The organism is Okeania sp. SIO2C9 (assembly GCF_010672455.1).
Classification (GTDB): Bacteria; Cyanobacteriota; Cyanobacteriia; order Cyanobacteriales; family Microcoleaceae; genus Okeania.
Genome location: NZ_JAAHGO010000068.1, coordinates 1 through 14,046, shown reverse-complemented (window position 1 = coordinate 14,046; position 14,046 = coordinate 1). Strand labels below are relative to the sequence as shown.

Annotated in this window: 10 protein-coding genes and 1 pseudogene; 3 read left to right on the top strand and 8 right to left on the bottom strand. The window is 36.2% G+C overall.

Features of this window, described 5'->3' with window-relative positions; translation table 11 throughout:
- Positions 1-1,079: 1,079 nt before the first annotated feature.
- The 4 genes from F6K23_RS31720 to metG all read right to left on the bottom strand — a co-directional run bounded on the left by F6K23_RS31720 (position 1,080) and on the right by metG (position 6,968).
- Complete coding sequence (locus tag F6K23_RS31720; protein ID WP_293163507.1) at positions 1,080-2,156, bottom strand: tocopherol cyclase family protein; 1,077 nt, start codon at positions 2,154-2,156, stop codon at positions 1,080-1,082.
- A gap of 523 nt (positions 2,157-2,679) precedes the next feature.
- Positions 2,680-3,951, bottom strand: a complete 1,272-nt coding sequence (gene lptC / locus F6K23_RS31715; RefSeq protein WP_293163505.1) for an LPS export ABC transporter periplasmic protein LptC — start codon at positions 3,949-3,951, stop codon at positions 2,680-2,682.
- Positions 3,952-4,635: 684 nt separating this feature from the next.
- Entirely contained in the window at positions 4,636-5,244 is a 609-nt protein-coding gene (locus tag F6K23_RS31710; RefSeq protein WP_293163503.1) for an NYN domain-containing protein, read from the bottom strand.
- A gap of 119 nt (positions 5,245-5,363) precedes the next feature.
- On the bottom strand, positions 5,364-6,968 hold the full coding sequence (gene metG, locus F6K23_RS31705) for a methionine--tRNA ligase (protein ID WP_293163501.1): 1,605 nt from the start codon (positions 6,966-6,968) through the stop codon (positions 5,364-5,366).
- A 748-nt stretch (positions 6,969-7,716) separates the two neighbouring features.
- On the opposite strand from metG, the gene F6K23_RS31700 reads away from it, so the two are divergent.
- Both F6K23_RS31700 and F6K23_RS31695 read left to right on the top strand, forming a co-directional pair.
- Complete coding sequence (locus F6K23_RS31700) at positions 7,717-8,448, top strand: 1-acyl-sn-glycerol-3-phosphate acyltransferase (RefSeq protein WP_293163499.1); 732 nt, start codon at positions 7,717-7,719, stop codon at positions 8,446-8,448.
- Between the two features lie 786 nt (positions 8,449-9,234).
- The gene (locus F6K23_RS31695) at positions 9,235-10,059 is read left to right on the top strand and encodes an alpha/beta fold hydrolase (protein ID WP_293163496.1); all 825 of its coding nucleotides are present in this window, start codon (positions 9,235-9,237) and stop codon (positions 10,057-10,059) included.
- A gap of 155 nt (positions 10,060-10,214) precedes the next feature.
- Here the strand turns inward: F6K23_RS31695 and F6K23_RS31690 are convergent, their stop codons facing one another.
- The 4 genes and pseudogenes from F6K23_RS31690 to F6K23_RS31675 all read right to left on the bottom strand — a co-directional run bounded on the left by F6K23_RS31690 (position 10,215) and on the right by F6K23_RS31675 (position 13,619).
- On the bottom strand, positions 10,215-10,664 hold the full coding sequence (locus F6K23_RS31690) for a DUF2996 domain-containing protein (RefSeq protein WP_293163493.1): 450 nt from the start codon (positions 10,662-10,664) through the stop codon (positions 10,215-10,217).
- A gap of 14 nt (positions 10,665-10,678) precedes the next feature.
- Positions 10,679-11,569, bottom strand: coding sequence for a hypothetical protein (locus F6K23_RS31685; RefSeq protein WP_293163491.1), 891 nt, complete (start codon positions 11,567-11,569; stop codon positions 10,679-10,681).
- Positions 11,570-11,830: 261 nt separating this feature from the next.
- Entirely contained in the window at positions 11,831-12,340 is a 510-nt protein-coding gene (locus F6K23_RS31680; RefSeq protein ID WP_293163488.1) for a hypothetical protein, read from the bottom strand.
- Between the two features lie 429 nt (positions 12,341-12,769).
- Positions 12,770-13,619 (bottom strand): annotated as a pseudogene (locus F6K23_RS31675) (IS630 family transposase).
- Positions 13,620-13,884: 265 nt separating this feature from the next.
- On the opposite strand from F6K23_RS31675, the gene F6K23_RS31670 reads away from it, so the two are divergent.
- Entirely contained in the window at positions 13,885-14,028 is a 144-nt protein-coding gene (locus F6K23_RS31670) for a hypothetical protein (protein ID WP_293163484.1), read from the top strand.
- Positions 14,029-14,046 lie beyond the last annotated feature (18 nt).

The following is a 14,046-nucleotide window of genomic DNA, read 5'->3' as shown; positions in this document are numbered from 1 at the left end:
AGGAGAAAATATTTTTTGTTCTCCTCCAACTTCTGAGACTAACACTGTTGTGATTAAATTAAAACCCTTTTATGATTTTGGTCTTCTGTAGGAGTTTTGAGAAAGGTTTTGTAGAAAATATTCTGGAAAAAAGTGAAATATCATAGGCAATCAGAGAACTTAAAAATACTATAAATTTAATATAATAAGTCGCTCATTTTTGTTTGAAAATGAATAAAATTTCTGTATATGATTATACAAATTATTTTGGGTTTAAAAACGGGAGAAATGTTGTATAATAGAGTCTCCTAAATTCACCTCGTACATCTCTTATTTTCAAATATATTTTTACTTTTTAAGGGGGTATAGAACTGAATTTATCATTATTTATTCGTGTTCAAGATGATAACTTCTATGAAAAGGAAAAAATCGTAGAAACACCAATATTTTTTGATTTCCTAGATGAGAATTAAGTATCAACCTAGCTGATAAATAATTTTGGTAACTATGCCACACTCAAAATAATTTGAGGTTTGAAACGACACCTACAGGGAATTTGAATCATATCATGTCCGCTTGAATACTTATAAGCGGTGCGAACCCGCGACGACGACAGTAGCAAGCGGTCGGAACCCGGCGTTTGCTAGCGAACAACTATGTTAACGCGTTTGCGATAGCATTCCGCAAGGAAAGCGTCCCGTAGGGAACGGTCTCCTCGCCATGGGAATGCCGACTAAGACAGGGAACGCGCACTCCTGTGAGGGAGAAGGAAACAGGGAGCAGGGATTATACGGATATTTGCCCTGTGTAAGAGGATTTGTGTAAACCCCAGAGTGAATATCTACAGGAAATTTAAGTTTTTTTTCTTGCTATAGTAGTATTCCTGCCTTCCGGAGCTGTTGCTTTCCGGAGCTATTGCCTACCTTTGCTATACAAGACCGATGCTACCGGACATGATATTACAGCGCTTTTCATATTGATGAACCACATCGTCATAATTACGCACCTTGTAGGGACGTTCCATGAAACGTCTCTACTGTGGTCTACCGTGCAGGAAAACCGCTGTAAGCGGACATGATATAAGTCTTGTAAATTTGGTATTAATTAATCCAGGTTTTCTCCCAAGACTCCCCACCAACTTCTAAACCACATAAATCACTTCTTGCTTCCAGAATCAACTTTGAATGACTACCCCGATTTTCTCTTAACCTCAAGATTAAATGACCGCGCATAGTATCCCGGCACAAAAATATTAATCCCTGTTCAGATGGTGCTCGTAGAGGTGTACCAGATAAGTTCGTCGTTCCATTCAACTCTACTTCAAACTTGTCATTTTTGGCTTGCATTTGCCATTCTCCCCAAGGCTGAATTTGCCAATGTACTTCCGAATTCCACGGTACAAACTCATAAAATTTACCTTGATAATGAATACCAACCATTGCCACTTCTTCCATCCACCACAATACTCCTCGCTTACCACCACCAGCAGTTAAAGCTAAATCTGATTCGTCATAGAAACTGTTGCAATTGAGCCAAAACCACTTTTTGGGGAAAGCACCGCCCCAATTTTTTTCGCTATAGGCAGGTGCATTGGTAAACTCATAGATTTTGCTATTCCATTCTATCCATCCAGTGGCAAGACCGTGAGCCATTAATATTTGCCATCCAGGCTCAAAAATTGGCAAAAATGATAACCAACCAGCAGTTGATTGTTGTTGTGCGTCTGGGTCTCCCCAACCATAGATAGGTTTTGTTTGGTATTGCCAACGGCAGTAGTTATTTTTTCCAGGGTCACAGAGAATTCCTTGATGCCAAGTGGCAGTAGCTTGATATCCTTGTTTGATTTGAGCATCGAATACTTGTGGGTCTAGATAACCAATGGGAGCTGGTAAATTTGTTTTTCCCCAATGACCTAATTCTAGGACTTCTGGTGCTGCCCAAAATTTTTTGACATCTGGGAAGGTGCGACAGAGATATTCATCATTCGGACCGAGAATTTGAGCGCCACCACCGCTGTAAGGTTGGCCACCTATAGGATCTTCTATAGAGTACATAAAGGCGAAGGTTTGTTTTTCTTCTGGTAGGGTGACTCGGTAATACCAACCTTCAAAGAAACGGCGATCGCTACCATCCCAGTGATAGCCACTATGGGGTGTTTGTTTTGGATATGTTCTCACAACTGCGAATATAATATACTTGCTGAATATTTTATGAAAATTTTCGAGATTTTGTAGAGAATTAGGCGGTAGGTTGTGGGTTAATATTTTCAGAACTTAGGCTTTTGTAAATATTAAATATGGTGTAGCACTGTTTAACAAAATCAGAACTCAGAAGTTATTTTTTTCACGGAGATGGATGAACCACCCTCCAAAAATATTTTGCCTTTTAATGCAAGGTTGCGCGACCCAATTATTTTGATAAACATTAACTGCATATACAGCAGTCGAAGGAAAGGTCGCAGACATATCAAAAGCTGAAAACTTAGACAACTTAATTAATGGATAATTGATAATTGATAATTACCTCTGGTTAAAACCATTCTTGATTGAATATAATGAAATATTATTTCTTTTTTTCCCCTTAAAAGGGGAGGCTTTAAACCAAAATTATTTAATTATTAATTATTAATTATTCGGTAAGATTTTTCCTTCTTTACTTCTTAACTTCTTCCTTCTTCCTTCTTCCTTCTTCCTTCTTCTTTCATTGAGGAATAATTTCTGTGACTACATTACTACTACCACCTTCAATGGTAACTTTTTCATTTTCTAGTTGTCCAACTGCCCGAGGACCTCTAACATTAAATGGTGGGTCAACTTGACGATAAAATACGTTTCCTTCTGCTTCAAAAGTTTGATTTTCAAAGTACCAAGTTAGGCGATCGCTATTCAACTGAGCTTGATTATTTTGTCCTACACCAATAACATCTCCTAATAAATTGAAGGTATTGTTTTGAAAATTTCCTTGACCTTGATTAGCTTTCAATACTACTTTTTCTTCTTGTTCTAATACTGTTATAGGTCCTGGAGAAGTAATCAAATTTTGTGACATATTCCAAGTAACTAAGTCGCTACTTATTTGTACTTTTGGGTCAGTTTGGAGTAGCTGCACATTTTTTTTGAGAGTAGCTATTTTATTGCCTAAATCATATTCTGATTCGTCACCATAAGCACTGCCAATAACATTTTGATCTTTGAGTTGTTCGATTTTTATAGGTTGATTAGTAACCAATTTTTTTTGCTCTATTTGCCAAAATAGTTGTTCTGTTTGTATTTTAAGCACAGGTTCTTTGACCATAGCTACTACTTGACCATAAAACTCTATTTTTTTTTCTTGACTAATAACTTTTGCTTTCTGAGCTGATGCTTGTATTTGTTCGTTACTACCCGTAATATTATTAGTGACAATAATAATTCCTGGTTCTGTCAACCACTCCAGTTGTTGTCCTCTAATAACTACTTTATTTTGAATATCATATACTTCTATTTCATCTATCAATATAATTTTGTTTCCATCTTGATATACTTCTCCTTGTAAAGCAGTAATTTTATAGGTTACTTTTCCATCTTGAAATAATTCACCTTCAGGTTTTGTAACTCTTATTAATTCTTGATTTTCCAAATATGAAGCTCGTTGAGATTTTACTCGCCACAACATTTGACCTTCTTCTGATGCTTCTTCTAAAGTAACATCATTTAAAGTCAAGTCACTCTCTGGTGTTTGAGTAGGAACAGGTTGTTCCGATATACTTTCTTGAACTTGATTTTGTTGATTACAAGCAGTTATTCCTAGAAGTAAAGTTACTAAAATGAATAAAGGTATTGATGAATTATGGAAATAAGAAAAAGAATTATTTTGTTCGATCATAAAAAGTCTACAAGAATAGTAGTTAATAGATATAGCACTGGAAAGTGTTAATGAATATATAGACTGAGAATTATAGCGGTTTTCAAATAGATAGACTACAGTGGTCATTTCAGTTATCAGTTATCAGTTATCAGTACTGACCGCTGAAGTCAGAGGCTTAAAATACTAAAGTTTATTTTTTTCATCCCCTTGAAAGGCAGGGGGAGGGGCGAGGGGTGGGTCCCCATCTCCCTATCAATTTTTCTTCTAGTGACAATGAATGAGCCCTGCCATACTCCCCTGCTCAATAAAATGTAGAAAACTTTTTGAGAAATGACCTTATTTTTTGGTCAAAGCATTCTCCTACTGCCTACTCCCTAACCTCAAAGAATTTTGTAGTCTACTTAAATGAATTGCGCTGTAAGTAATTAACACAGGCAGAATGACTTTTTTTGATAATTAGAACGCCAGTTGTTGTTAATTATTCTTATGTTTATTTCTTTCCCACTCCCCTACTCAAGAAAGTTTAACAAACATTTATAAAATTGCTATTATATCAGTAAAAAAACTCAAGGAAAGTTTTTAATTATGAGCAAAAAGTTTCCTGCTTTTACTAGGATAATGCTCAATTTTCTAACTTTCCTTGTAGCAAATAATATTCAATTTTTGCTTTAACTTACCGATTAAACGTAGAGTATATAATTCTCTAGTTATTAATCTACTAACATCAACAAAAACTAACAACACTTTGAAATTGATTATTGTTCTAGAGTTTGATCATTTTTCTAAATTAAATTAGAACAAATATTATTTTTAATCATGTTCTTCCATTAAACCTATAGCTGATAGGGGACGATAGGTATAACCAGGAGACTTAGAAGTTTTTTGGATGTCTTCTTTAATGTTTTCTAAATCTACATAACGGTCAGAAACATTAATTAAACTATCGCTAGTCATAGACCTCAAACTAACTACCTCGACCCGAACACCCCTATAACTAACAGCATCTACAGCATAAGCTAAATCTCCATCTCCACTAACTAATATAGCAGTATCATAAGAACCGACTAAAGCCATCATATCAACTGCTATTTCTACATCAAGATTAGCTTTTTTAGAACCATCCGGTAGTTGTACTAAATCTTTAGAAATGACACGATAACCATTACGACGCATCCACAACAAAAATCCTTGCTGTTTTTCATTAGTACGATCTACTCCTGTATAGAAAAAGGAACGTAGAAGGCGAGAACCACCAGTAAGACGACAAAGAAGCTTAGTGTAATCAATTTCTATTCCTAATTGCAAAGCAGCATAAAATAGATTAGATCCATCAATAAAAATTGCTACTCTGCCACGATTTTCTAGCAATTGTTCGGGAGTAAATATCTCATTAATTTCTATTTGTTGATGATTCAACATGATTTTTAACCTCGGTTTTTTTATTGAATAAAGAAATGGAATTCTTAACTCAGATATAATTTTTCAGCACACAAAATAGACGATGTAATTTGAAAAAAAACGATACTACAATTAGCTTTTTAAGAAACAGTTTCTGCCAGCTCTATTCTTTGAAAAATCGGTTGAGGTTGCCCAAGAATTTGATTTTTTGGTAAAGCGCCCCAGTTTGTTTGTTTGACAAAAATTTCTGAACTATTAATTACTGATTTATCGTTAAAGTCATTTGAGAAACCTAGTTGCTGATAGATAACATTGCTAATATTAGGAATTATTGGCGATAAAAGATAAGACGCGAGTCTAACAGATTCCAACACAGAATATAACACTTCTGCTAAGGTCTCTAACTGACCCTGCTTATATAGACTCCAAGGAGCAGTTTCGTCTATATATTTATTGCCAGTTCTAATTAAGGCCAATACGGCTTCACAAACTTGACTAAAAGCTAAATCAGTATAAGCTTGAATAACTTGTTCGCCCAAACTCATGCCTATTGCTTTAAGTGGATGAGTGACTTCTATTTGCTCACCATTAATATCTGGAATTTGGCCTTTGAAATATTTATGAGCCATTTTGAGAGTACGATTTAGTAGATTACCCAAGTCATTAGCTAAGTCAGCGTTTAGGACATTAATAAAGCGGGTTTCACTAAAATCACCATCTACCCCAAATTCTATTTCTTTGAGAAAATAGTAACGAACTGCGTCGGAGCCATACTTTTTGACTAATTCAAATGGATCTAAAGTATTACCCAGAGATTTACCCATTTTCTTCCCATCTTTGGTCAAAAATCCATGTCCAAAAACATGATGAGAGATTGGTAAATCTGCTGACATTAGCATTGCTGGCCAATAAACAGCATGAAAACGCAGTATATCTTTACCAATTAGGTGTAGATTAATCGGCCACCATTTTGATAAAGCATTCTCTAGGGTAGGTTCACTATCAGGATCTAGGAGTGCTGTTACATAACCTAATAGAGCATCAAACCAAACATAAATAGTATGGCTTGGATCTACTGGTAATTGAAAACCCCAATCTACATTAACTCTAGAGATTGAAAAGTCTTGTAATCCTTGGTTAACAAAATTTAAGACTTCATTGCGACGACTTTCTGGTTGAATAAAATTAGGCTGTTCTTGGTAAAAAGCTTGTAGTTTTTCCTGATATTTAGAAAGACGAAAGAAATAATTTTGCTCATCGCGCCATTCTACTTTTTGGTTAGTATGAATAGAGCAATATTTATCTTCTAGAAGTTCGCGCTCTTCTTTAAATTCTTCACAAGCTACGCAATACCATCCTTGTTGCTGACTTAAATAGATATCACCTCGATCCCAAACTCTTTGGAAAAATTCTTTGACAATTAATTCATGGTTAGATGCAGTAGTACGACTAAAACGGTCATATTGAATATTGAGTTGTTGCCAGAGAGACTCAAATCCTGATACCACTAAATCACAATGTTCTTGGGGGGATCTGCCTTTGCTCTGAGCTGTCCTTTGAATTTTTTGGCCATGCTCATCTGTGCCAGTAATCATCAGCACTGATTTACCTTGTAGCCTTTGAAAACGAGCTACCGTATCAGCAGCAATAGTCGTATAAGCACTGCCTATATGTGGTAGAGCGTTAACGTAGTAAAGGGGAGTTGTAATTGCAAAGGTATCCTGAGTTTTATATGTGTTTTTCATGGAAAATCAGAGTGAAATACTATTGATTTGAATTGATTCTGGGTACAATCATCTAAAATAGTTGCTGGAGACCCGCACTATAATTTGATTTAGTGCTGGGAGGAAAGCAACCAGCAAATAAATTACTTTCCTCCTTTGAAAACCCTACCGCCTTGGCTCCAAGATACGACAGTGACCTATTGTATTCGTCTTTCGCTCAGACAATTATGAGCTTGTGATGAACGACCTGTACGCATAAGGTTAAAACTCCCATTGCTGGGGTAAAGCTCAACTAGGCAATGTTAACGGTCAGCTATTCCCAACAGCACTTCCAATACCCAAATTAAGATGTTTAACTGTTGAATTCTAGAGCAGCGAACTGTTGAAGTATTCGCAGGTAGGTCTTTTAGCATCTACCGTTAACGTAGTCAATTAAGACTTAGCCGGGTCAACTCAAGACTTGTAAATACTAGACTTACAAGCCTACGCTATAACCGGAGTTTAGCGTTGGGTCATTGACAACGAGTCTAGTAGTATCGACCTATTTGATTTATACTTTGTTTAACTGGATTGTTTATTGACCTAACCAATATAATTAATTAATTGAGCTGTAAAAGCCAATAAAGCCCCCTACCATAACAGTAATGCTGTTATTATGTTTTCCTGGACTTTCTCAAAGAAATTTTAACTTTTGGTATCCTAACGTTACTATCCTGAGAAAATATTTATGAGAGTCTAGAATCGACATACATAATTATTCAGAGCCAAGATGGGAGACCAAGCAAATAGTTTACTGCTTATTTCTCGTTTGTTCTTAGCTGCTATTGGCAGTAGAACTTTTGTTTATCATGCAGACAGGATTCCTTCAGAAGGAGGCATAATTGTTGTAAGTAACCATCGTAGTTTTATGGACCCTTTATTACTTACAGTGGCCGTTAATCGACAAATTAAATTTGCTTGTCATCACTATATGGGCCAAGTACCTGTACTACGAGAAATGGTTACTGCTTTGGGTTGTTTTCCTTTAGATAATTCGATTCATAGACAACAAGATTTTTTCCGACAGGCGACAAAACTATTACAAGCTGAAGAAATGGTAGGGGTTTTTCCAGAAGGAACTTCACCTATGGTTCGGTATACTCCACCTAATTTTATTAGTGATTTTCAAAGAGGATTTGCTCATTTGGCCTTGCCCTCGCCAGTTGCTAATTTGGCAGTTTTGCCAGTGGCGATCGCTTCATCTGATGAGCAGTTAATTTCTTCGAGAATACCTTTGAAGTTGTTAAGTTTTTTTGATCCTTCAGAACCTTTATTTAATCAACCTGGATGGCATCCAGCGATAGTTTATCAGCGCTCTAATATCATGTTTGGTCGCCCGTTTTGGGTTAAGTCTTCCCACCGTCAGCAATATTATGGAAAGTATGCTAAACAGTTAGTCAACAATTTGACCGATTATGTTAGCCAAGAAATTGCTAATTTACTTATAGAAGGTTGTATTTAAGGATTAAACCTTTAGATTTTACTTGATTTATCTCTCTATTTTATTCTAGAAACTAATATAAAAAATTGCTCTTATTCATTAATAAATTTAATAATTAAATAATTGAATTTTGTTTTCCCCAAAACTACTATATTGTTAGTTAAGTCAGACCAGTGCTACTACGCGGAAGTTAAAAGTCAAGAATATTGATTTGTAATTGTTTGAGGATTTTTTAACTGGTCAGTTGTTTCCGCCATCCTGCACTAGGCGAATCTTAAGTAATAATTAGGTAGTTCGTAGAAAAAAAATTCTAATCTTATAGATATAAAAGCTAAATGATAAATTACTCAGAAATATTAACTGTTAATCATTAAATTATCAATCATTAATTACTTTTTATTTGTATTCAATCATGCAAGTGGCAAATAGCCACATTAGTTTTTTAAGGCCAACTAATTTATTCTAGAAACTAATATAAAAAATTGCTCTTATTCATTAATAAATTTAATAATTAAATAATTGAATTTTGTTTTCCCCAAAACTACTATATTGTTAGTTAAGTCAGACCAGTGCTACTACGCGGAAGTTAAAAGTCAAGAATATTGATTTGTAATTGTTTGAGGATTTTTTAACTGGTCAGTTGTTTCCGCTATCCTGCACTAGGCGAATCTTAAGTAATAATTAGGTAGTTCGTAGAAAAAAAATTCTAATCTATAGATATAAAAGCTAAATGATAAATTACTCAGAAATATTAACTGTTAATCATTAAATTATCAATCATTAATTACTTTTTATTTGTATTCAATCATGCAAGTGGCAAATAGCCAAATTAGTTTTTTAAGGCCAACTAAACCTAGACCAGAATTACCTCTATTGATTTTCTTGCCTGCTATGGATGGAACAGGTAAATTGTTGCGATCGCAACAGTCAAGATTATCAAATGCTTTTGATATTCGCTGTCTGAGTATTCCACCCAACGATCTATCGAGCTGGAAACAGTTATTAGAAAAGACAGTAGAGTTAATTAAAATAGAAAGAGAGGCAATACCGAAAAGACCTGTTTACCTATGTGGAGAATCTTTTGGTGGATGTCTAGCCCTAAAAGTTGCTTTTACTACTCCTGAATTATTCAACAAGCTGATTTTAGTCAACTCAGCCTCCTCATTTAGTCAACAACCTTTAGTCAAATATGGCTCATATCTAACTCAATACCTACCAAGCCATTTATATCGATTATCGGTGACAGGGACTTTACCATTTTTAGCAGCTCTTGGCCGGATAGAAAGGGCAGAACGTCAAGCCTTATTAGAGGCCATGCAGTCAGTTTCTCAACAGACCTCAATCTGGCGATTAGAATTAATGCGTTCATTCCAGGTAGACAAGAATCAACTAAAAAAGTTAAAAAAACCTGTATTAGTTATTGCTAGTGCAGCCGACAGACTATTGCCATCTATATCACAAGCTAAGTTTTTAGTCAAGCACTTGCCTGAAGCTAAAATGGTTATTCTGCCAAATAGTGGTCACGCCTGCTTGCTAGAAACAGACGTGGACTTCTACGAAATTATTCGAGGTCGATGGGGCAGCGAGTTAGTTGAAGCACAGAGAAACAGAAACATAGTATCTACTATATAAAATAAAAGATCGCTACAACTTAACTTTCTAGTGCAGGATAGCGGAAATAACTAACCAGTTAAAAAAGATTCAAAAGTTTGTACAATAACCTTTCTTCCCTTCTGCCTTCTGCTATCCTAGATAACTAAAGCTATCCTGCCTTCTACCTTTTTGCACTAGTTTAAACTTAGCCACTTTTGAGCATTCAGACGTTGAATCACGCCAAACACTAATAAACCCAGAGTAATTTTACGCTCGTCAATTAAAAAAGGTTCCAGAGTAGCAGGTTTTGCACCATTATCTGCACAAGAAAAAGCTCTGGGGCCTTTAATATCTTTTTTCGGAAAATAAACATTGAACTGACGCTGGCCTTGTTTAAACTTACCCATCACTTGCCAACATTCTTCAGATGAACTGAGGCCAACCATAGGTAATTTCTGTTTAACTAGGTTCAAGTCCAGATCGTCAATACCTTGCTGAGTTAGAGCTTGTTGCAAAGCTGGCAAATAATCTTGCTGCATAAACTCCGCAAAAGGTTTATCTTCCACAGCAGGGGGCTTTTCTTTTTTTACCTTGCCTCCAGCAGGCTTAGTTTCAGATTTTTTAGCTTCTTTTTCTTCAGCCATAAATGCTTCCTTAATTAAATTTCTGCATAAGCTCGTTCTACTAAACGACGAGCCAGGGTTTGAACTCCTGTATGTTCATAATAATTGGTACTCACATCTAAGAATGCAGCCAAATAATCCAATTTATCATCGCTAAATTCTACAAAACTTTGCAGACTATTGGCCACATTATGGGGAGTAATGCCTCGATCACTGACAAAATCTCCCATCCAACCAGAAACGGAACCGAAGGCTTCCCCGATAAAGCCTAATTTACTGTCTTTACCATCCCCAGGAATAGCATCTTCCATTTCCCTAAAACCTTCGTTTTCTTCTAGGTCTGAGGGGGATAGTTGTTCGATCCATTCTGAAACTGCTTGTAAAAAGTCTGGCCCAAGAGGAATTAAACCATCAAAACAAACTAAGGCTGCTAACCGCATCAAAGATTCTCCACTATAATCACCCAAAGCCCCTACAAAGTCACCAATACTATCTCCGGGAATGCCATTGATGGAGCAAAAACCTAATAACTCAGCCACTACTTTTAGAGATAGATCGATAGTTTGGGCTTTTCCTGGTTTAGGAGTGAGGCTAGTTAACAAACCTCCCACTAGAGGAATTTTATTACCAACCATATTAGCTAGGGTAGCTGCACCTACAGCACGACCTGCTCCACTGACAGTTTGGTATAGCCACAAAGCACGTTGATATCCTTGAGCTTTGTCATTGAATAGAATTACGGCGCGATCGCCTATTTGCTGAATTAGGTCTTCGTCGTCTTCCCCTGTTACAGTGCGGATGGTATTTTCAAATCCCACCAAGTTATCCCACTCTCCAGGGACAACAAAGTCTAAGGCGCGTAAGGCTTTAATTGTAATATTGTCAGTGGGCAGTTCATCTACTAATTCAAAAATTGGTTTGCTCATTTGTGTCTGACTCCTTTGGTTAAGTAAAAAGTGAAAATTTGGAAGTTATAGCGCTTTCGGTGCGGAATGCTGACGCAAACGCGCAGGCAACAGCTCCGGAAGGCAAAAGGCAATAGGGGGAATAAAAAACTGTTTGCACAAGCATTCTGTAGAAAATCTTATGAGACTTTTAGCTATTGGGTAGTTCCTGCAATTAGTAAATATACCAGCGCGCACTGCTATAACAGAAGAGTAATTGTTTCAGTTTGAGGGGAGAGTTGTTTATTTGAGACTTGATAGGCCACTTAGATTAAATTTTTGTAGCCATGCTTCGCGATCGCTGGGGGTAAATGAGGGGTCTTTTGATTGAGCTTTTACCTGGAAACGATTATCTACTAATACCGCAGTGGTAGTTTTACCTTGTTCAACTGCTGGATATCCTCCTATTTTCTTGCTGCTGTTTTGGAATTTGTTGGCTGCAGCAGGGGAGGCGGAGATGTCATTGATAGACATGACTGCTACTTCTTGACCACCTTTTTTAAGACTTGCTTGAGCAAAACCTTTTTTCTCTTGAGCATAGTTGAGTTTATAGTCGCCACTTGATGATGGGAAGTATTTGTTTAGACTACCCCCAGATACTTGTTCAGCTTGGGAAGGACGTTCTGTTTTGCTTTGTTCTTGGGCTTGGTCAAAACGGCTTGGTTGTTTGGCTCCACCACAAGCAGATGTCAATAACAATAAGCTGATGAATATTGGGGCTAGAATTTTGGCTAATCTACGACTGTATATCATTTTTGTTTGTCCTTAATCATATATTTGAGATTGCTAGTATAATTTTCTCTTAAAATTGTACTATTCGTATTGTTTTTTCTGATGGCCTAAGAGAACAATTGTCCAAAACTGAGCGAATGTTTTCTTTTTCAATTCTAGTTGGTCTGGTCAATATTTAACTAAATCTTATGGCTGATTTTTATCTTTTTCTTTTGGGTTTAATACCCTGCGGTCTAAATAGTGTTTACAATTGGTTGGAGTTTGAGTCCCCATCCACTTTTTCCAACTTCGGTCTTTCCAACTTCAGTCTTTCCTTCTTCCTTCTTCAGCTACAGTCTATGTTTGTATAGATGAAGTTGATTGTATTGATGATTGTAAGTGATTTTTTTATCCGCACAAGTACAACTATTATCAACTAGAACTATAGTTATTTAACTTAAGAATGAGACATTAAACTATACAATAATCACGAATAATTTCATCTAAAGATTTATGTGAATCGGCATACATTCTGGCTCTCTTTAATGCACTAAAATCATGTTCAATGTTATTTAAATCAGGAGAATATTTGGGGAGGAATATTACTTGATGTTCTGTTTATTCTACCATTTCTCTAATTATATTTTGGCGATGGATTGGAGCATTATCCATAATCAATACTGAAGGAATTTCGAGCTGAGGGTAATAAATATTTTGATAGCCAGCCTTCAAATCCTTCTGCATTTAAACTTCCTGTGAATATCATTGGGGCAATTAAGTCCTTTTTTCTTTTTCTTCTCCCCGCTACTAGGTTTTCTCTTTTTCCTCCCTTTCCTTGTCTGTATCCATAAATTTTCTTACCTCTTTTTGACCAAGCATCAATACAACTGCTTTCCTCCTCAAATCCTGATTCATCAATATATACGCTTACTTGGACTTCCAGATATTTTTATTAATTATCTCAAGAATCTATAATATTTTATTCTTTCTTTTCTATTCCTTTGTCTATAACGCAGTTCTTTTTTTTTATAGTTATTTTTATTTTTTTCAGGGCACCCCAAATTGCTGTTGTACTGACTCCAAATTTTTCTGCTATGAGTTTAAGTTTTGCTTCTGGATTTTCTTTTATATCTTTTTATAATTCTTTTCTATCTAGTTTTCTCTGACGATTCCTTACCTTTGTGGCTTCAAGTTCTTCCCTATCTAACCATCTATATATGGATGTTATTCCTATTCCAAAGAGTTTCGCTGCTTTGGTGATTTTACCACCGCTTTCTACGTAATCTATCACTTTTTGTCTTAAGTCTAAACTATAACTCATTCTTTAAACTCTCCTCAATTCTATTTGAGTATTTTACCCTATTTTTGTCTCATCCTTAAGTTAAATGACTATATCTTATAGATGGCTTTGATTTTGATTAATTTTATATCAGTTTAAAGGCAAATAAAAAAAATCTACGGTCAGCAGAAAAAAGTAAATTAATCTTATTTTGTTGAGATAAAATATACGGCTAAACTTGACAAATAAATAAGGTGGTGGTGATAGTAATAGGAGATAAAGTGTAGGGAGATGGGGAGATGGGGAGATGGGGAGATGGGGAGATGGGGAGATGGGGAGATGGGGGGGTGGGGGGATGGGGAGGTGGGGAGATGGGGAGATGGGGAGATGGGGAGATGGGGAGAAGGGGAGATGGGGAGATGGGGAGGTGGGGAGATGGGGAGTGTGGTAGATGGGGAGATGGGGAAAG